This window comes from Rhodococcus opacus B4, from assembly GCF_000010805.1.
GTDB classification, from domain to species: Bacteria; Actinomycetota; Actinomycetes; order Mycobacteriales; family Mycobacteriaceae; genus Rhodococcus_F; species Rhodococcus_F opacus_C.
In genome coordinates, this window is sequence record NC_012522.1 from 4,726,875 (window position 1) to 4,747,098 (window position 20,224).

The window sequence follows — 20,224 nt, forward strand, 5'->3', positions numbered from 1 at the left end:
AGAGTGGAGGCATCGCACTTCACGCGGAGTTCCCGCGACTCGGCCCTCTCGGTAAGGACACCCACCTCATGACACACAGCGACGCCGTCCGGACCATCTCGCACTGGTTCGACAACAAGAGTTTCACCGGCACGAGTGGAAACACCGCTCCGGTGACGAACCCGGCGACCGGTGAGGTCACCGGTCAGGTCGCCCTCGCCAGCGTCGAGGATTCCCGCGCGGTGATCGACGCCGCCGCCGCGGCGTTCCCGGCGTGGCGGGACACCTCCCTCGCCAAGCGCACCCAGATCATCTTCAAGTTCCGGGAACTGCTCAACGAGCGTAAGGGCGAGCTGGCGGAGATCATCACCGCCGAGCACGGCAAGGTCGTCTCCGACGCATTGGGAGAGGTGTCCCGTGGTCAGGAGGTCGTCGAATTCGCGTGCGGCATCGCGCACCTGCTCAAGGGCGGCATGACCGAAAACGCCTCCACCAACGTCGACGTGCATTCGATCCGCCAGCCCGTCGGCCCGGTCGGGATCATCTCCCCGTTCAACTTCCCCGCCATGGTCCCGATGTGGTTCTTCCCCGTCGCCATCGCCGCCGGCAACACGGTGGTGTTGAAGCCGTCGGAGAAGGACCCCACCGCCGCCATCTGGATGGCCGAACTCTGGGCCGAGGCCGGACTGCCGGCCGGGGTGTTCAACGTCCTCCAAGGGGACAAGACCGCCGTCGACGAACTGCTCACCAACCCCGCCATCAAGGCCATCAGCTTCGTCGGCTCCACCCCCATCGCCCAGTACGTGTACGCCACCGGCACCGCCCACGGCAAACGTGTGCAGGCGTTGGGCGGCGCGAAGAACCACGCCATCGTCCTCCCGGACGCCGACCTCGACCTCGCGGCCGACGCCATGGTCAACGCCGGCTTCGGCTCCGCCGGTGAACGCTGCATGGCCATCAGTGCGCTGGTGGCGGTCGGCGACATCGCCGACGAGTTGGTCGCGAAGATCAAGGAGCGCACCGACACGTTGAAGATCGGGGACGGCACCAAAGACTCGGACATGGGACCGCTGGTGACGAAGGTGCACCGCGACAAGGTCGCCTCCTACATCGACGCCGGCGAACACGACGGCGCCACCATCGTCGTCGACGGCCGGCAGGTGCAGGCCAACGGCGGCAAGGACGGGTTCTGGCTCGGACCGACCCTGATCGACCACGTCACCACCGACATGTCCGTGTACACCGACGAAATCTTCGGACCCGTCCTGTCCGTGATCCGAGTCGACTCCTACGACGAGGCCCTGGAGTTGGTGAACTCCAGCGAGTTCGGCAACGGCACCGCCATCTTCACCAACGACGGTGGCGCGGCCCGCCGGTTCCAGAACGAGGTCGAGGTCGGCATGGTCGGCATCAACGTCCCGATCCCGGTTCCCACCGCCTACTACTCGTTCGGTGGCTGGAAGTCATCGCTGTTCGGTGACACCCACGCCCACGGCACCGAGGGTGTGCACTTCTTCACCCGCGGCAAGGTCGTGACCAGTCGCTGGCTCGACCCGAGCCACGGTGGCATCAACCTCGGCTTCCCACAGAACAACTGAGCAGGAAAGGAACCACGGTCATGACGACGACAGTCTCCCAGGAACTCCTGCCCACCGGTCAGCCCCTCGACGTGGCTCGTGCCGAGGGGGAGCGGGCCTACGCCCTCGACCGCGCGCACGTGTTCCACTCGTGGTCCGCGCAGGAGCAGATCACCCCGATGACGATCCTCGCGTCCGAGGGTTCGTACGTGTGGGACGGCGCCGGGAACCGGATGCTGGACTTCTCGTCCCAGCTGGTCAACACGAACATCGGGCACCAGCACCCGAGAGTCGTTGCCGCCATCCAGGAGCAGGCCGCGAAGCTGTGCACCATCGCGCCGCAGTACGCGAACGACGCCCGCTCCGAGGCCGCGCGGCTGATCGCCGAGCGGACCCCGGGCGATCTGAACAAGGTGTTCTTCACCAACGGCGGCGCGGATGCCAACGAGCACGCGGTGCGGATGGCTCGCCTGCATACCGGCCGCTACAAGGTGCTCTCCCGGTACCGGTCGTACCACGGTGGCACGGACACCGCGATCAACCTCACCGGCGATCCGCGCCGGTGGCCCAACGACTACGGCAACAGCGGAGTGATCCACTTCCACGGACCGTTCCTGTACCGGTCGCAGTTCCACTCGGAGAACGAGCAGCAGGAAACCGAGCGTGCGCTCGAGCACCTCGACCAGCTGATCCGACTGGAGGGCCCGAACTCGATCGCTGCGATCGTGCTCGAATCGGTGCCCGGGACCGCGGGGATCATGGTGCCCCCGCCCGGGTACCTGGCCGGTGTGCGGGAGATCTGCGACCGCTACGGCATCGTGTTCATCGCCGACGAGGTGATGTCCGGGTTCGGCCGGACCGGAAAGTGGTTCGCGATCGACCATTTCGATGTCGTCCCGGACCTGATCACGTTCGCGAAGGGCGTCAACTCCGGCTACGTTCCGCTCGGCGGTGTCGCGATCAGCGAGAAGATCGCCGCGACGTTCGCGAACCGGCCCTACCCCGGCGGGCTGACCTACTCCGGTCACCCGCTCGCCACCGCCGCCGCCGTCGCGACGATCAGCGCGATGGCAGACGAGGGGATCGTCGAGAACGCCGCCCGGATCGGCAGCGAGATTCTCGGTCCCGGACTGCGTGGACTCGCCGACCGGCATCCGTCGATCGGTGAAGTCCGCGGGCTCGGCGTGTTCTGGGCGATCGAACTCGTTGCCGACCGCGCCACGAAGGAACCGCTCGCCCCGTACGGCGCGTCCAGTCCGGTGATGAACGAGGTGATCGCGGCGTGCAAGGCAGCAGGACTGCTGCCGTTCGCCAACTTCAACCGCGTCCACGCCGTGCCACCGTGCACAGTCACCGAGACCGAGGTCCGTGAGGGTCTCGCGATCCTCGACACGGTTCTCGACATCGCGGACGCACACCGCAAGTCCTGACACACCCCGTCCGACGACACACCCGTGTCCCGACACTCGATCCGTCCCGCGGTCAATGGCGCCCGCGGGACGGATCTTTCTCTATTCCACGACAACCACTCGGCGCCCGGATCTCAACGGAGAGAATCTATGAGCTCGATTACGTCCACGCTCGCCCTGTCCCTGCCGGAAGGCTATGTCGAAGAACGGGACCGGCCGCCGGTCCCCGACGTCGCCATCCTCGACCGACTGACCGCCGACGCCTTCGACCTTCACATCGACACCGCCGGGCCCGATGATGGCCCGCAACTCCGGGTCACGCTCTACAGCGGCGGCTCGACCGTGTCGCTCGAGCGGGTGCTCCGCCTGCTCGGGAGTCTCGACCTCGAGGTCGACGACCAGCGGACGTCGGTGTTCCGACGCGCCGACGGTCTGGTGTGCCGCCTCTACGACTTCCGGGTGTCCGCGGGGCCGCTCGTCGCGTTCGCGATGGCCGCGGGATCCGTCGAACCCGAGGCCGTCGTGGAAACGTTCCGGGCGATGTGGTCGGGCCGGGCGGAGGCGGATCGGTTCAACGTGCTGGTGCTCGCCGCCGGCCTGGACTGGCGCGAAGTCGTGCTCCTGCGCGCCTACGCACGCTTTCTGCGGCAGAGTGCTCTGCCCTACGACCAGGGCCGGATCGAGGCGGTGCTGCTGTCGCGTCCCGAGTTCGCGTCTGCGCTCGTGGATCTGTTCCACGCGCACTTCGATCCGTGCGGGCATTCCACCGGCGAGGTCGAAACTCGCCGAGACAGAGTCGAATCACTGCTCGAACAGGTCGAGGGCCTCGACGCCGACCGGATCCTGCGCGCGTACGGAAATCTCGTCTCGGCGACGACCCGCACCAACTTCTACCGGGACGGGGCGCTCGGTCCGGCGCGGCCCCAGCTGTCGCTGAAACTCCGCTCCGGCGAGATCGACGAACTTCCGCGGCCGCGGCCGTTCCACGAGGTCTTCGTGTATTCACCGGACATGGAGGGTGTGCATCTGCGGTACGGACCGGTTTCGCGCGGTGGGCTGCGCTGGTCCGACCGCCCCGACGACTATCGCACCGAGATCCTCGGACTCGTCAAGGCACAGGCGGTGAAGAACGCCGTGATCGTGCCCGCCGGTGCCAAGGGCGGTTTCGTCGTGCGTAACCCGTCGTCGACCGGTCAGGACTGCTACCGGCAGTTCATCTCCGGGTTGCTCGACGTCACCGACAACCGTTCGGATACAGGCGAGTCGGTGCATCCGGACCGTGTCGTGTGCCGGGACGGCGACGACCCCTACCTCGTGGTGGCGGCGGACAAGGGCACAGCCACGTTCTCCGACGCCGCCAACGAGGTGGCCCGAAAATACGACTTCTGGCTCGGGGACGCGTTCGCGTCCGGTGGTTCGGTCGGCTACGACCACAAGAAGATGGGCATCACCGCGAAGGGGGCCTGGGTGAGCGTCACCCGGCATCTGGCCGAACTCGGAATCGATGTCGACGGTGACCCGTTCACGGTGGCGGGGATCGGCGACATGAGTGGCGACGTCTTCGGCAACGCCATGCTGGCAACGCCGGGGATCGGGCTGGTCGCCGCGTTCGACCACCGGCACATCTTCGTCGACCCCACCCCCGGCCGGGAGCAGGCCTGGCAGGAACGCCGCCGGCTGTTCGAGCTGCCGAGGTCGTCGTGGGGCGACTACGACCGGACCCTCATCAGTGAAGGCGGCGGTGTCTGGTCGCGGGAGAGCAAGTCGATTCCGGTGAGCAGTCGGATGCGGGCGGCGCTGGGACTGTCGCCGTCGGTGACGACACTGACGCCGCCGGAGATGATCCGCGCCATCCTCGCCGCCCCGGTGGATCTGCTGTTCAACGGCGGAGTCGGGACGTACGTCAAGGCCTCCTCGGAGTCGCACACGGACGCGGGGGACAAGGCGAACGACAACGTCCGGATCGATGCCGGTCTGCTCCGCGCACGGGCCGTCGCCGAGGGCGGCAACCTGGGCATGACCGCGCTCGCCCGCATCGAATTCGCCCGCGCGGGTGGACGCGTCAACACGGACGCACTGGACAACTCGGCCGGAGTGGACTGCTCCGACCACGAGGTGAACATCAAGATCCTGCTCGATTCCCTGCCGGTCGACCGGCAGCTCGACCCGGCCCGGCGCTCGGACCTGCTCGGGGCGCTCACCGCCGACGTGTCGGAGCTCGTGCTAGCGAACAATCGCGCGCAGAACCGGGTGCTCGGCGACGCCCGGTCGAACGCCCACCGGATGGTGGACGTGCACGCACGGATGGTGAGCGACCTCGTCGACAGGCGCGGTCTGGACTGCGAGCTGGAGGCGCTGCCGACAGCCGACGGCTTCGCCGAACTGTCGGAGGCGGGGTTCGGGCTGACGTCGCCCGAACTGGCGACGCTCCTCGCCCACGCCAAGCTGGATCTGAAAGCGGAACTCGAGGATTCGGACGTCTTCACCGACGGGTATTTCTCCGCTCGGCTCGAGGCGTACTTCCCGGCCGCACTGCGCACCGTCGCCCCCGTCGCCGAACATCCTCTCCGCCAGGAGATTCTCGCCACCGAGATCGTGAACGACATCTTTGCGCGCGGCGGGCTCACCTACACGCACCGGCTTCGCGAGGAGACGGGGGCCGGGACCGCGGATGTGGTGCGCGCGTTCGTCATTACGTCGGAAGTGTTCGGGCTCGCGGAACTCTGGTCCGATATCGCCGCGGCGAAACTGCCGCCGGCGACGGAGTACGAATTGGTCGTCGAGGCCCGCAGGTTGCTGGACCGGGCGTCGCGGTGGTTCCTCGCCAACCGGCCCCAGCCGCTGTCGGTGGACGCCGAGATCGACGAGTTCCGGCGTGACGTCCACACGCACTCCGGCGACGTCGGCGGATGGCTCCGCGGCGCCGAGGCGCTGGCGATGGAGGAAACGCGCCGGGCCTACGACGAGACCGATGTGGAGACGTACATCGCGCGGCGTATCGCGGACGGCCTCTACCGGTTCAGCCTGCTCGACATCGAGGAGGTCGCCCGCGAATTGGGCCACGATGTCGCCGAGGTGGCGCCGCTCTATTTCGCGCTCTCCGACCACCTCGGCGTGGATCGGTGGCTGATCAAGGTGTCGGCGCTTCCTCGGGGTGAACGCTGGCACACCCTGGCCCGTCTGGCGCTGCGTGACGACCTGTACCGGTCGGTCCGCCTCCTGACCCGGGACGTGTTGTCCTCGGGTGAACCCGGAGATTCGGCGGATTCCCGGATTCTTCTGTGGGAGAGCACCAACCGGGCCAGGATCGAGCGTGCTCGCAGGACGCTGGGAGAAATCGACGCCGCGCCCATTCACGATCTGGCCTCGCTGTCGGTCGCAGCTCGCCACGTGCGGTCCATGGCGGAGCCGCACTGACACAACGCAAAACACGCCCGTGAGTACTTGTTAACCGCCGGCGGTTAACAAGTACTCACGGGCGCGAAGCGCACTTACAGGGTGCGCGCGGGGTCGGCGTCGTCGTCGGGGATGAAGTCGGCCTCGACGGCGGCCGCCGGTTCCTTCCAGATCCACGGCTGACCGTCCTGGACGACGCGACGGTAGGCATACAGCACGATCGACAGCGACAGAACGACGACGCCGACGATCAGTTCCTTCGTGCTGCCGTAGCCGGTGATGGACGCGCTGAGGGCACCGACGACGACCATGATCGTGTCGACGACGACGAGGAGGCCGGCGATGTACACCCACTGCTTGCCGAGCTTGATGGGGCGATGGGCGTCCGGTTCGTCGCGGCGCAGGTTGAGGAAGCCGGTCAGCGACAGGATGTGGCAGATGAGGTAGCCGACGATGCCGGCGACGATGACGGCGAGGGCCTCGCCGACGAACAGGATCAGGATGACGTTGACGAGCAGGTCGAGCGACATCGCCCGCCCCGGGACCTTGAAACGGTTGAGTTCGCCGAGCTGTTTGATGGTGAGGCCTTCGCGGGCGCTGCCGTGGAGTACGCGTCCGCCGTCGGCCGTGGTCATGACCATCAGGAGGACGAGGCCGGCGATGAGGCAGACCGCCATCACGATGTCGCCGCCGGGGAAGAGGCTCTCGAACACGGTCAGGTAGAAGGAGACGGGGTTCTCGGCGACGTCCGCCTGATCGACGAGTCCGCCGACGCCGAGCGGGACGAGGATGTAGACGGCGATGACGAAGAAACCGGCCAGTCGCAATGCAATTCGGCTGTCTCGGATGGTGTCGCGGAATTCGGGCACGAACGAGGCGACGGCCTCGATGCCGTACACCGACCAGGCGAGGACGAACATCCAGGCGATCGCGGTGCGCCAGCCCGCTTCACCGCTGGCGTCGATGTCCCAGTGCAGGTTGCTCATCGACCAGTTGTCGGACAGGAGGGGAGCGGCCGCGAAGACGACGATCGGGACGAGGACGAGCGCGCCGGTCGCGTACATCAGCCACATCGCGGGACGCATGCCCAGGACGTTCAGGCCCCAGCCCATGACCAGGACGCCGAGTGCGATGACGTGGGGTAGTCCGATGGTGGCCAGGCCCGTGGAGAATGTCCACGTCTGTTCGGGGAACCATTCGGCCTGGACCAGTTTTCCGATCTGCAGGCCGTAGATGGCCAGTGAACTGGACCAGGAGAACCAGTAGCCGTACGTCGCGAGCGGGCCGACGAGGGTCGACCGGGTTCGCCAGCCTTGATGCGCGTACATCGAGATGCCGCCGACCTTGTCGACGAACATGCTGGCCATCTCGGAGTAGATGAAATTCTGGAGGCACGCCAGGACGGCGACGCCGCCGAGGAGGACGAGCGTCGTCCACGCGCCGATCAGGCCGATCGCGTACCCCATTCCGACGAACAGTGCGGCGGGGATGGAGAGGCTGATGGTGAAGCCGTCCCACCACCGCAGGTTTTTCTCGTAGGTGTGATCGTCGGCGAAGGAATCGTGCAGGCTCACGGGAGTTCTCCAGTTCTGGGCCTCGTCGGCGCAGTGTGTGTATTCAGAATGCGGCCCTCGGCGACTCGAGTCGAGTGGATGGATGCCGACGGACCGCCGCAAGTATGTGATTCAAGACACTAACACCACGCAATGCGTGACACAAGAGTGGAATGACTCATGTATTGCGTATCTTCTGGACGTTTACATCAATGAAATGCAGCATCTTGCCCCCGCAACGCCACTGATCTCGTCGTTCTGGCTAGAGTCGATCCATGTCACAGCACACACTGGACGAACTGGACCGCGCGATCCTGCGGCAACTCGAAGACGACGGGCGGCGAGCGTTCCGGGAGATCGCCCGCAACCTGGGCTCGTCCGAGGCGACGGTGCGGGCGCGCGTGAAGCGCCTGCAGGATCTGAACATCCTGCGCATCGTCGCGTTCGCCGATCCCGAGCGGTTGGGCGACTCGCAACTCGCTCTCGTCTTCCTGACGGTCGATCCGGACAGGCACGAGCAGGTGGTGGACGCGCTGACCGAGATGCCGGAGGTCACCTATGTCTCGACCCTGCTGGGGCGCGCCGACATCTGCGTCGAGGTCGGCAGCGCGAACAACGCCGAATTGTGGGCATTTCTGAATCAGCACGTCAGCACCATCGAGGGCGTGCGTACCACCGAGACCACCTCGATCCTCAAGGTGCACAAGCTGCGGTACGGCACGCCCTCGCAGGGGTAGTCCTACTGTCCGGCGCGGAACACCGTGCGGTGCCAGTCTTTTCGTGACACGCCGGAGATGTCGCTCATGACGTGCTTGACGGTGAGGTACTCCTCGAACGAGTACGTCGACATGTCCTTGCCGAATCCGGACGCACCGACCCCGCCGTGCGGCATCTCGCTGATGATCGGGATGTGATCGTTGATCCATACACAACCCGCGGCGATGTCCCGTGATGCGCGCTGCGCACGGTACAGGTTCGTCGTCCACGCCGATGCTGCGAGACCGTAGTCGGTGTCGTTCGCGCGGCGGATCGCGTCGTCGTCGCCCGAGTGCCGGCTGACGGTGAGCACCGGGCCGAACACCTCGTCGCGGTAGATCTCCGCGTCCTCGGTGACATCGGCGATCAGGGTCGGCAGGTAGAACGCTCCGGGCAGATCGGGCGCGGATCCACCCGTCACGATCCGGAAACCGGCGGCCCGGGCGCGCTGCACCATGCCGTCGACCCGGTCGCGATGGGCGAGCGTGATCAGCGATCCGAGGTCGGTGCCGGGGTCGTGCGGATCGCCCACGACCACCCGTTCCATCAATTCGGCCACGCCGGCGACGAAGTCGTCGTACAACGAGTCCGCCACGATCGCGCGGGTCGCCGCGGTGCAGTCCTGGCCGCCGTTGATCAGCGACGCCGCCACCGCGCCGTGTACGGCCGCGTCGAGATCGGCATCGTCGAACACGACGAACGGGGCCTTGCCGCCCAGTTCCAGCTGGACGCGGGTGCCGTTCACGGCCGCCTGCGCCATCACCGTCCGGCCCACGGCGGTCGATCCGGTGAACGTCAGGACGTCGATTCCGCGATGGCCGGCGAGTGCCGCACCGACCTCGGCGCCCGTGCCCGTGACCACGTTGAACACGCCGTCGGGCAGGCCGGATTCGGTGGCCAGCCGGGCGAGCCGCAGCGTCGTGAGCGGGGTGAGCTCGCTCGGTTTGAGTACGACCGTGCATCCGGCGGCCAGTGCCGGAATCACCTTCCATACCGCCATCTGCAGCGGATAGTTCCACGGCGTGATCGACCCGACGACGCCGACGGCCTCGCGGCGGATGCTCGACGTGTGGTCGGGGGAGTACTCCGCCGACGCCTTGCCCTCGAGATTGCGCGAGGCTCCGGCGAAGAAGTCGATGTTGTCGATGCTTCCCGGGACGTCGAACTCGCGAGCGAGCCGAATTGCCTTGCCGGTCTGCGCTACTTCCTCACGGGCGAACAGTTCCGCGTCGCGTTCGAGTGCGCGGGCGAGGGTGGTGAGCACTGCGGCGCGCTCGGACGGTGCCACCCCCGACCAGCCTGGGAAGGCTGTACGCGCGGCGTGGACGGCGGCATCGACGTCCGACGCACTCGCCAGGGTCAGCGTCGTGACGGCCGCGCCCGTCGCCGGATCGACGATGCGGTGGACGGCGCCGGAGCCCTCGGCTGGGGATCCGGAGATCCAGCAGCCGGGCACGGTGGTCGGCACGTCGATCGCGGTAGAGGGTGGGAAAGAAGCAGAGACGGTCATGAGGTCACTCCAAGACGGGGGCGAAAAGATGCACTCACAGTAGAGAAGCGATCCGGCGTTGGCTACCGCACGCCGCGAATTTGGCAGCACTTTCGCGAAGATTTCCGCGTATTGCGTCAAGAATTCCGCTTCAACTACTTGAATTCGCAGACTTCAGCCGTCATGATCGACGCATGCCGGATCGAACCTCGGAGTTCGAAGATCTGCCGAGGCGATCATCCCGAGTTCGGTCGATAGAGCCGGACCGGGCCGAACTCGACTGAACCGAAACATAATTGAGGACTACGATGACTGCAGTCACCGAACAACCCGCGGAAACCGGACTCGAGCGCTCGGCTTCGCGCCACTTGTGGGGTCATTTCTCCCGGCACGGGGAGAACATCACCCCGCCGATCATCACCCGCGGCGAGGGTGCCCGGATCTTCGACGCGTCCGGTAAGAGCTACCTCGACGGACTGTCCGGGCTGTTCGTCGTCCAGGCCGGACACGGCCGCACCGAGCTCGCCGAGGCCGCCGCCAAACAGGCCGAACAACTCGCCTTCTTCCCGCTCTGGTCCTACGCCACCGAACCGGCCATCGAACTCGCCGAACGCCTCGCCGGCTACGCCCCCGGCGACCTGAACCGGGTCTTCTTCACCACCGGCGGCGGCGAGGCCGTCGAAAGCGCCTGGAAACTGGCCAAACAGTACTTCAAGAAGGTCGGCAAACCCGGCAAACACAAGGTCATCTCCCGCTCCATCGCCTACCACGGCACCCCCCAAGGCGCCCTCGCCATCACCGGGATCCCCGCCCTGAAGGCCCCGTTCGAACCGCTCACCCCCGGCGCGTTCCGGGTCCCCAACACCAACCTCTACCGCGCCCCCGCACCGCTCGGCTCCGACCCGGAGGCGTTCGGGATCTGGGCCGCCGACCGGATCGCCGAGGCCATCGAATTCGAGGGCCCCGACACCGTCGCCGCCGTCTTCCTCGAACCCGTCCAGAACGCCGGCGGCTGCTTCCCACCGCCGCCCGGCTACTTCGAGAGGGTCCGGCAGATCTGCGACGACTACGACGTGCTGCTCGTCTCGGACGAGGTGATCTGCGCGTTCGGGCGGATCGGGTCGATGTTCGCGTGCGACGACTTCGGGTACGTCCCCGACATCATCACCTGCGCCAAGGGCCTGACCTCCGGGTATTCGCCGATCGGGGCGATGATCGCCTCCGACCGGTTGTTCGAACCGTTCGCCGACGGGCAGTCGATGTTCGCGCACGGCTACACCTTCGGCGGCCACCCCGTCTCCGCGGCGGTCGCGCTGGCGAACCTGGACATCTTCGAACGCGAAGGCCTCAACGCCCACGTGGCCGAGCAGGCGCCGGCATTCCGGGCCACCCTCGACAAGCTCACCGACCTGCCGATGGTCGGCGACGTGCGCGGCGAAGGCTTCTTCTACGGCATCGAACTGGTCAAGGACAAGGCCACCAAGGAAACGTTCACCGACGCCGAGGCCGAACGGATCCTGCACGGGTTCCTCTCCACCGCCCTGTTCGACGCCGGCCTGTACTGCCGGGCCGACGACCGCGGCGACCCGGTCATCCAGCTCGCACCCCCACTGATCTGCGGGCAGACCGAATTCGACGAAATCGAATCCATCCTGCGCAGCGTCCTCACCGAAGCCTGGACCCTGCTGTAACGCAACCGGTCCCACGCCGGAAGGCGGCACCTCGACAACGGCGTCGAGGTGCCGCCTTTCTGTTTTGCGGTGCGCCGCACGGCGCATCGACCCTTCTCACGAGAACGGCAGATACATGACTCCGCACTCCTCTGTGCCCGAGAACGGCGGCGCAGGCCCTGACGCGAGTCCGCATCCCTTGAACAGCGGACTGGGTGTCGGCGCCATCGTCTTCATGGTGGTGGCCGCCGCGGCGCCGCTCGCCGTCGTCGCCGCGCAGGTGCCCATCGTCATGGCGTTCGGTGGCAGCATCGGCGCGCCGCTGTTCTTCCTCGTCGCCGCCGTCATCCTCACCTTGTTCGCTGTCGGATACACGCTCATGAGCAGGCACGTCCGCAACGCGGGGGCGTTCTACTCGTACGTGCAGGCCGGGCTCGGACGGGTGAACGGGCTGGGTGCCGCGTTGCTGGCGCTCGTGTCGTACGCCATGCTCCTCATCGCCGTCTACTCCTATCAGGGTGTGGCGGCGAGCAACGCCGCCGCGCATTACCTGCACGTGGACGTCCCCTGGTGGGTGTTCTCGTTCGTGGCTTTCGGGATCGTCTCCGTGCTCGGGTACCGCGACATCGAACTCAGTTCCAAGATCCTCGGAGTGCTCCTGATCGCGGAGGCACTCATCGTCGTCGTGCTCGATCTCGCGATCCTCGTCAAGGGTGGCGCCGCCGGACTGACCGCCGCGCCGCTGCTGCCGGCCACGGTGTTCGACGGCTCTCCCGGACTGGGGCTGATGTTCGCGTTCTTTGCATTCTTCGGGTTCGAGGCGACGGCGGTGTTTCGGAACGAGGCGCGAGACCCCGACCGCACGATTCCGCGGGCGACGTATGTCGCGGTGGTGTCGATCGGTGCGTTCTATGCGCTGTCCGCGTGGGCCGTCGTCGTCGGAGCCGGCGTCACCGATGCCGTGGGCACGGCGTCGGACGACCCCGTGAACATGGTGTTCGACCTCGCCACGCGGTATGCCGGAACGGTCGTGCACGACATCATGCAGCTTCTCGTCGTGACCAGCGTCTTCGCGTGCGTGCTGTCGTTCCACAACGTCATCACGCGGTATCAGTTCACGCTCGGCTCGATGGGAGTGCTGCCGTCGGCGCTCGGCCGGGTCAATGTGAAGTACGGCGCGCCCTCGCGCTCGTCGCTCGTCCTGACCTCGATCTCCGGAGTGCTGCTCGCGGTGGTGGCGGTCAGCGGCATCGATCCGATCACCCAGGCGTACACGTGGCTGTCCGGTGCGGCCACGCTCGGGATCGTTCTGCTCATGGCGCTCACCAACCTGGCCGTCATCGTGTTCTTCCGCAGGCGCGATCTCGACAAGCGCCGGTGGAACACGGTCGTGGCGCCGACTTCGGCGATCGTCGGTCTGCTCGCGGTCGTTGCTCTCGTCGTCACCAACTTCGAGTTGCTCATCGGAGATCGGCTCGGCGCGTGGGTCATCGGGAGCCTGGTGGCATCAGCCTACGTCGCCGGGGTTGTCGTCGCCCTGCGGATGCGGCGGTCCCGCCCAGCGGTGTATGCGGCGCTCGAGGCGGGCGAACCTGGTGGGGTGACGCTGCGCAATGCGCAGCAGGGCTGACTGGATCCGCGCAAATGTCTAGGGTTTCTGGGGTTGTGTGACGGTTTGCGCGCTGATAATGTGGCCCTCAACACGCAAAGCGTTGAATCAATGCCTATTGGATGACGAAATGCGCAGCATCGAGTCGTACCCGCCGCCGGAGCGGCGCAAACAGAGGAGCGTGTCTTGACGATTCAGGACTTTCCCACCGCAGACTGGCCGGGCGGCAAGGCCGCCGCGGTGTCGTTGACCTTCGACGTCGACGCGGAGGTCGGCTGGCTCGGCGAGGGCGACGAGTACGCACGCCGCCTGACCATCCTGTCCGAGGGTCGCTACGGCGTCACGCGCGGAGTGCCGCGCATCCTCGACCTGCTTGCCCGATACGACATTTCGGCCACGTTCTTCGTCCCCGGACACACCGCGGAACACCACCCCGCGATGGTGGAGAGCCTGCTCGATGCGGGGCACGAGATCGGCCACCACGGACACCTGCACCTGCGCAGTGACAAGGTGAGCGAGCAGCAGCAGATCGACGAGATCGACGGGGGCCTCGAGGCGCTGGAGCGGCTGGGTGTCCCCCGGCCGCGGGGATACCGCTCCACCTCCTGGGAACTCACTCCCGAGACGTTCGGACTGCTCGTCGACCGCGGATTCCTCTACGACTCCAGCTGTATGGGCGACGACCGCCCGTACCTCGAGTCCTGGGACGGGCTCGAGATCCTCGAACTGCCCGTGCACTGGTCGCTCGACGACTGGCCGCGCTTCGGCTGGAACATCGACGGCGGCGGCAACGTCGCCGACCCGGAGGAGCTGCGCCGGTGCTGGACAGCCGAATTCGAGTCGGCCCGCGCCGAACGCAGGCACACGAGCTTCACCATGCATCCCGAGGTCATCGGACGTCCCTACCGGCTCGCCCAGTTCGAGCAGGTCGTGGCGCACATGGCCGAATCCGGCGACGTGTGGTTCGCGCGCCTCGACGAGGTCGCCGAACGGGTGGCGCCGCAGCTGCAGGCGGCGTCGTGACCCGCCGGTTCCGCTCCACGCAGACCCGGCCGTGGGACCGGGGCTACGAATTCGGCCGCATCCACACAGAACAGGTCGGCGCCTGCGTGGCCGCGTACCGGCAGCTCTTCGACCGCGCCGCCGGCTCGACCGTCGACCTGAACCACTGGGGAACCCTCGCCCTCGAGCGGATCACCGCGGCCGCGCCCGCACTCGCCGACGAGATCGCCGGCATCGCGGAGGGCGCCGGTCTGCCGGTCACCGCGGTCGCGGCGATCAATGCACGCACCGAGGTGCTGGCCGCGGTCGGCGGGACCACGCCGAGCGAGTGCTCGACCGTCGTCAAGCTCCGGGACGGGTCCACACCGGTCTCCGTGCAGGCGTGGGACTGGTTCGCCGAACTCGCCGACCTCTGGCTCGTCTGGGACATCCCGCACGAGAACGGTCACCTGACCACCACCGTCACCGAATACGGCATCGTCGGCAAGATCGGCGTCAACGACCGCGGACTCGGCGTGCACTTCAACATCCTCCATCACACCGAGGACGGGAACGGGATCGGCGTCCCGGTGCATGTGCTGGCCCGCGCCGTGCTAGACGAGTCGCGCGACCTCAACCACGCGCTCGTCCGGCTCGCCCAGGCGGAGGTGTCGGCGTCGACGTCGCTGACGCTCGTCGCGAGCACCGGTGGCGAATCCGCCGCCGTGAGTGTCGAACTCAATCCCGGCGGAATCGGATACGCTCTGCCGGATCACGACGGCCTGCTCGTCCACACCAACCATTTCCTCAGTAGTCCGGCGAACCTGCACGACACGGAACTCCGGGACGGACCGGACACCGTGATCCGGTTCGACATGCTCCACCGTCGACTGTCCGGCAGGCCGGATGTCGGTACTCCCGCAGTCCTCGAGGCGATGACGTCACATTTGCTCGGCGGCGGAGCGACGTGCTGCCACGGCGACCCGGCCCTGCCCGCGTCGGCTCGCTTCGAAACCCTCGCCACCGTCTCGCTCGACGTCGAGAACGGAACCCTGACCGCCCATTCCGGTGGGCCCTGCACCATTCCCGCCGATTTCGCGGCACCGACCAAGGAGAACACCGTGCTGAAACTGAAGCGTATCGACAACATGGACATCCTCACGCGCGATGTCGACGCACTCGTGGAGTTCTACCACGGCGTCCTCGGGCTGCCCTTCCACCTCCCGTACGAGAGGGACGAGGAGTGGGCGGCGATCGACATGGGCAACGTGACGCTCTACATCTTCAAATCCGAAGTGGGCGAACATGCTCCGCGCCGCACGGCGGTCAATCCCGACAACGCACCCGGCTACGACTCGATCGCATTCGAGGTCGACAGTCTGGACGAGGCCGAGGCCGCGCTGGACGGGCGCGTCGAATGGGTCGACGAGCGGATCCAGTGGAAGCACCCCAGCGGAACGTGGTACCAGTACCGTCCGTTCTTCGATCCCGACGGCAACATGCTGTACGTCACCGAGCCGCACATCGTGGGGGCGGGAGTATGAGTCTCACCGCAATTCCGAGTGTCCGGTTGGACGACCGCGTCGCATTCGTCACCGGCGCGGCCCGGGGGATGGGCGCCGCCCACGCGCGGACCCTCGCGTCCCGCGGGGCCGACCTGATCATCGCCGATCTCGACACCGCGGAACTGTCGGCGGTCGCCAAGGAGATTCGCGACAGCACCGGGCGCCGTGTCGAATGCCTCGAACTGGACGTCACCGCACCGGACGCGGGTGAGCGGGCCGTCGCCATCGCGCAGGACAACTTCGGTCGCCTCGACATCCTCGTCCACAACGCCGGCATCATGCACGACTGGAAGGCGCTCGGCGAGACACCTGTCGAGAACCTGCGACCGTATCTCGACGTCAACGTCCTCGGACCGTACGCCATCATCCGCGCCGCCGCGCCGCTCCTCGCGCGCAGCGACGCCCCACGCGTCATCTTTATCTCCTCGCAGTGGGGGCAGGTGCCGGACGGTCACTCGTACGGCTACATGGTCTCCAAGACAGCGCAACTCGGCCTGATGAAAGCCCTTGCTGCCGAACTTGTCTCGCAGAAGATCCTCGTCAACGCCGTCGCCCCGGGCGCGATCCACACCCGGATGGTCCCCGACGACGTCTACGCCGAAGAACTCGCCGCCGTCCCCCTCGGCCGTCTCGGCGACGCCCACGAAATAGCCGCGGCCGTCGCCTTCCTCGCCTCCGACGGAGCAGCATTCATCACCGGTCAGACCCTCGCGGTCAACGGTGGAGCGCTCGTCGTCGGCGCCTGAACTCCCAGAAAGGACTATCGTGACCACCTCGATCCCCGCCCCCACGAAACGTGAACTGGCCGAAGCGTCGATGCGCCGCTCCTGGTTCCCCGTCGCTCGACTCTGCGACCTCGACACGCCCCAGACGGCCACGCTCCTCGGCGTCAGCCTGGTGATCTACCGCGACGGCGAGGGGCGAATCTCGGTGCAGTCGCGTCGCTGCCCGCACCGCGGCGGCGACCTGTCGATGGGCGAAGTACACCGGAGTTCCATCGGCTGCCCGTACCACGGCTGGGAGTTCTCCAGTGCCGACGGTAGCTGCAGCCGCATCCCGTCCCTGGCGGATCAGGGCAAGATCCCGCCGCGCGCGTCGATCGCCACCTACCCGGCGGTCGAACGGTTCGGCCACGTCTGGACGGTGCTCGAGGATCCGATCCGCGACATGTACGAGATCGAGGAGTGGCAGGGTCTCGACCTCGAATGGCTTGCCGCCGACCCGATCGACTCGTCCGTCGGAGTCGGGGTGACGATCGAGAACTTCCGCGACGTCGCGCATTTCCCGTTCGTCCACAAGGTGTCGATGGGCCCGACCCCGGAGGTCGTCGAACCGCTGATCGTCAACCGCGACGGCCTCGACGTCTGGATGGACCGGCCGCTCGACGCCGGCTCCGGCGACTGGGCCAACGACGGCGATTGCATGATGCGGTACCGCTGCTCCGCACCGGGTCTCGCGTCCATCACGTACCACTACGAGAAGCTCGGACGCCGCGTCGTCGCCGGGTTCCCGTCGCCGATCGACTACGAGCACGTCAAGATCTTCTGGGGCGTCGCCAACGAGGTCGGCTACCGGGGCGCGGACCTCGAGGAATGCCTGCGCGTCGAGGAGATGGTGTACCTCGAGGACATCCCGATCGTCGAATTCATCGAACCCCGCGAGATCCCCTGGGATTCGGAGTTCCAGGAATTCTCCGTGCCCGCCGACCTGTTCACCCTCAACTACCGGCGCTCGTTCACCGAGCTGATGAATCGTGTCAAGGACGGCAGTCATGTCAACGAGTTCGTCTGATTCGCAGACACTTCCGCTGCGCGTCGTCGCCGCCCGCTGGGAGTCCGAGTCGATCACCTCCTACGAGCTCGCCCGTGCCGACGGTGGCGAACTGCCCGCCTGGGAGCCCGGCGCCCACGTCGACGTGCACCTGCCGTCGGGGACGGTCCGGCAGTACTCGCTGTGCGGCGACCCCACCGATACGTCGCGGTACCGGATTGCCGTCCTCGAACTGCCCGCGGGCCGAGGCGGTTCGGTGGAGGTTCATCGCGAGCTGCGTCCGGGCCGCGTGATCCCGATCGGCCGCCCGCGTTCGAACTTCGTCTTGGCAGAAGCGGATCGGTACGTGTTCGTCGCCGGCGGCATCGGCATCACCCCGATGCTGCCGATGATCCGGGAAGTGCAGCGACGCGGCGGAACCTGGGAACTGGTGTACGGCGCGCGCACCGTCGAGCACTTCGCGTTCGTCCGCGAATTGGACCCGTCCGCGGTACAACTGGTGCCGCAGGACACGCACGGTCACCTCGATCTGGAGTCCGTCGTGGCGTCCTCGTCGGGGGCGGCGGTCTACTGCTGCGGTCCCACGCCGCTCATGGATGCGCTGGTGGAACGGATGTCGCGGGCGGGTCGCGGTGACGATCTCCACCTCGAACGGTTCGCCGCGGCGGCACCCGTGGTCGGGTCGAGCGGCGAATTCGAGGTCGAACTGGCCCGCAGCGAGAAGGTCGTCCCGGTACGTCCCGACCAGACGGTGCTCGAGGCGGTCCGCGACGCCGGCATCGACCATCCGTCGTCCTGCGAGATGGGCATCTGCGGGTCCTGCGAGGTGAAGGTCCTCGGCGGCGACGTCGACCACCGCGACGACCTCCTCACCGAAAGCGAACGTGCGCAGTGCAACAGCATGATGATCTGCGTGTCCCGGGCCTGCGGTGCCCGCCTCGTCCTCGACCTGTGAGTACTTATTAACGTCGGGCGGTTAATAAGTACTCACGGGCGCGAAGCGCACCACGACGCCGGGACGGAGCAGAGCGGGAGGAGTGCGTCCGGCATCCCAGATCGGTTCGTCCGTGGTCCCGATGAGCTGCCAGCCGCCGGGCGAACTGCGGGGGTAGATTCCGGTGAACTCCCCGCCCAGAGCCACGGTGCCGGCGGGGACGGAGGTCCGGGGCGTCGCGCGTCGCGGCACGTGCAGTTCGGGTGCGCCGCCGGTGAGGTACCCGAAACCCGGTGCGAAGCCGCAGAACGCCACCGTCCACGGTGTTCCGGTGTGCGCCTCGACGACGCCGTCGACACCCAGGCCGGTCAGCTCGGCCACGTCCTCGAGGTCGGGTCCGTCGTACCGCACGGCGATCCGGATCTCCTCCGGGGCGTCCTCGGCGACCGCCGCCACCGGTTCCGTCGTCCGCACCCACTTGGCGACGCGGTCACGGCTCGTCGCGCCGTGGTCGAACCGCACGAGAATGGTGCGCGCGGCCGGGATCACCTCCCGGACACCGGGTAGCCGGGACTCGTCCAGGGCACGGAAGTGTGCGAGCACGGTGTCTTGGTCCCCGAACTCGGCGAGGATGGCGCTTTCTCCGACGTCGAGGATGCGCATCACACGAACGGCTCCACCGTGACGTCCTCGGCGTCGAGCAACGACCGGATGGCGGTGGCCATCTCGACGGCCGCGGGTGTATCGCCGTGGACGCAGACGGATTCGGCAGTGACCCGGAGGACCGTGCCGTCCACCGCTTCGAGGGTGTGATCGACGACGAGCCTGCGGACTCGCTCCGCCACGACCGCCGGATCGTGCAGGACGGCGCCTTCCGTCGAACGGGGCACCAGCGTTCCCTCGGGTGTGTACGCACGGTCGGCGAACGCCTCGGTGACCGTCCGCAGTCCCGCCTTCTCGGCCTCCTCGAGGAACACCGAACCGGGCAGACCGAGAACCGGAAGCGTGTCGTCGTACGCGCTCACCGCCGCGACCACCGCGCGGGCCTGCTCCCGGTGATGCACGATCGCGTTGTACAGCGCGCCGTGCGGTTTCACGTACGCGACCGCGGACCCGGACACCTGGGCGAGGCCGTCGAGGGCTCCGATCTGATAGACGACGTCGGCCGTCAGGTCACGCGGGGCCACGTCGATGAACCGACGTCCGAACCCGGCGAGGTCGTGATAGCCCACCTGCGCGCCGATCCGGACCGTCAACTCGGACGCCGCGGAACAACAGGCCCACAGTGTCGCGGGATCGCCCGCATGAAACCCGCAGGCCACGTTTGCGCTGGTCACGAGTTTCAGCATCGCCACGTCGTCGCCGAGGGTCCAGGCACCGTAGCTCTCGCCGAGGTCGCTGTTCAGATCGATTGCCGGCACATATTCGATACTAGGGTTCCGAGTGCCGTCTTGTAGATTCTCTCGCGGGGGCGGGCGGAACCGGTGAGGGTCCTGCTGCGTCAGAACAATTGACCGTGTGTGGCGGACCGCGCCA

15 protein-coding genes are annotated in these 20,224 nt (G+C 67.2%); 11 read left to right on the forward strand and 4 right to left on the reverse strand.

The genetic code is table 11. The features are described from left to right. Positions 1-68: 68 nt before the first annotated feature. The 3 genes from ROP_RS21740 (at position 69) to ROP_RS21750 (ending at position 6,382) form a co-directional block, all read left to right on the forward strand. Positions 69-1,577, forward strand: coding sequence for a CoA-acylating methylmalonate-semialdehyde dehydrogenase (locus ROP_RS21740; RefSeq protein ID WP_012691558.1), 1,509 nt, complete (start codon positions 69-71; stop codon positions 1,575-1,577). 20 nt (positions 1,578-1,597) lie between these two features. Further along, complete coding sequence (locus ROP_RS21745) at positions 1,598-2,986, forward strand: aspartate aminotransferase family protein (RefSeq protein WP_012691559.1); 1,389 nt, start codon at positions 1,598-1,600, stop codon at positions 2,984-2,986. A 129-nt stretch (positions 2,987-3,115) separates the two neighbouring features. Further along, positions 3,116-6,382 (forward strand): NAD-glutamate dehydrogenase domain-containing protein, encoded by a 3,267-nt coding sequence (locus ROP_RS21750; protein ID WP_012691560.1) that lies wholly within the window; start codon positions 3,116-3,118, stop codon positions 6,380-6,382. A gap of 74 nt (positions 6,383-6,456) precedes the next feature. On the opposite strand, the gene ROP_RS21755 is transcribed toward ROP_RS21750, so the two are convergent. Next, a complete protein-coding gene (locus tag ROP_RS21755; RefSeq protein WP_012691561.1) occupies positions 6,457-7,935 on the reverse strand; it encodes an APC family permease in 1,479 nt (492 codons plus the stop codon). Between the two features lie 254 nt (positions 7,936-8,189). On the opposite strand from ROP_RS21755, the gene ROP_RS21760 reads away from it, so the two are divergent. Continuing rightward, the gene (locus tag ROP_RS21760) at positions 8,190-8,651 is read left to right on the forward strand and encodes an Lrp/AsnC family transcriptional regulator (protein WP_012691562.1); all 462 of its coding nucleotides are present in this window, start codon (positions 8,190-8,192) and stop codon (positions 8,649-8,651) included. Between the two features lie 2 nt (positions 8,652-8,653). On the opposite strand, the gene ROP_RS21765 is transcribed toward ROP_RS21760, so the two are convergent. Then, on the reverse strand, positions 8,654-10,180 hold the full coding sequence (locus tag ROP_RS21765) for a gamma-aminobutyraldehyde dehydrogenase (protein WP_050785116.1): 1,527 nt from the start codon (positions 10,178-10,180) through the stop codon (positions 8,654-8,656). A 287-nt stretch (positions 10,181-10,467) separates the two neighbouring features. On the opposite strand from ROP_RS21765, the gene ROP_RS21770 reads away from it, so the two are divergent. The 7 genes from ROP_RS21770 (at position 10,468) to ROP_RS21800 (ending at position 18,709) form a co-directional block, all read left to right on the forward strand. Further along, positions 10,468-11,850: an aspartate aminotransferase family protein gene (locus tag ROP_RS21770; RefSeq protein WP_012691564.1), complete on the forward strand. Its 1,383-nt coding sequence runs from the start codon at positions 10,468-10,470 to the stop codon at positions 11,848-11,850. A 178-nt stretch (positions 11,851-12,028) separates the two neighbouring features. Beyond that, positions 12,029-13,459: an APC family permease gene (locus ROP_RS21775; protein ID WP_197535761.1), complete on the forward strand. Its 1,431-nt coding sequence runs from the start codon at positions 12,029-12,031 to the stop codon at positions 13,457-13,459. Between the two features lie 165 nt (positions 13,460-13,624). Next, the gene (locus tag ROP_RS21780) at positions 13,625-14,461 is read left to right on the forward strand and encodes a polysaccharide deacetylase family protein (RefSeq protein ID WP_012691566.1); all 837 of its coding nucleotides are present in this window, start codon (positions 13,625-13,627) and stop codon (positions 14,459-14,461) included. Then, on the forward strand, positions 14,458-15,963 hold the full coding sequence (locus ROP_RS21785; RefSeq protein WP_012691567.1) for a C45 family autoproteolytic acyltransferase/hydolase: 1,506 nt from the start codon (positions 14,458-14,460) through the stop codon (positions 15,961-15,963). Before ROP_RS21780 ends, ROP_RS21785 begins: the two co-directional genes overlap by 4 nt. Further along, positions 15,960-16,730 (forward strand): SDR family NAD(P)-dependent oxidoreductase, encoded by a 771-nt coding sequence (locus ROP_RS21790; RefSeq protein WP_012691568.1) that lies wholly within the window; start codon positions 15,960-15,962, stop codon positions 16,728-16,730. Before ROP_RS21785 ends, ROP_RS21790 begins: the two co-directional genes overlap by 4 nt. A 19-nt stretch (positions 16,731-16,749) precedes the next feature. After that, positions 16,750-17,775, forward strand: coding sequence for an aromatic ring-hydroxylating oxygenase subunit alpha (locus tag ROP_RS21795; RefSeq protein ID WP_012691569.1), 1,026 nt, complete (start codon positions 16,750-16,752; stop codon positions 17,773-17,775). After that, positions 17,756-18,709, forward strand: a complete 954-nt coding sequence (locus ROP_RS21800; RefSeq protein ID WP_012691570.1) for a PDR/VanB family oxidoreductase — start codon at positions 17,756-17,758, stop codon at positions 18,707-18,709. Before ROP_RS21795 ends, ROP_RS21800 begins: the two co-directional genes overlap by 20 nt. Positions 18,710-18,730: 21 nt before the next feature. Here ROP_RS21800 and ROP_RS21805 read toward each other — a convergent pair whose 3' ends face one another. Then, positions 18,731-19,351 carry a 5-oxoprolinase subunit B family protein gene (locus tag ROP_RS21805; RefSeq protein ID WP_043825120.1) on the reverse strand — a complete coding sequence of 207 codons (621 nt, stop codon included), beginning with the start codon at positions 19,349-19,351 and terminating at the stop codon, positions 18,731-18,733. Then, on the reverse strand, positions 19,351-20,109 hold the full coding sequence (locus ROP_RS21810; RefSeq protein ID WP_012691572.1) for a LamB/YcsF family protein: 759 nt from the start codon (positions 20,107-20,109) through the stop codon (positions 19,351-19,353). The genes ROP_RS21805 and ROP_RS21810 overlap by 1 nt, the downstream gene beginning before the upstream one ends. Positions 20,110-20,224 lie beyond the last annotated feature (115 nt).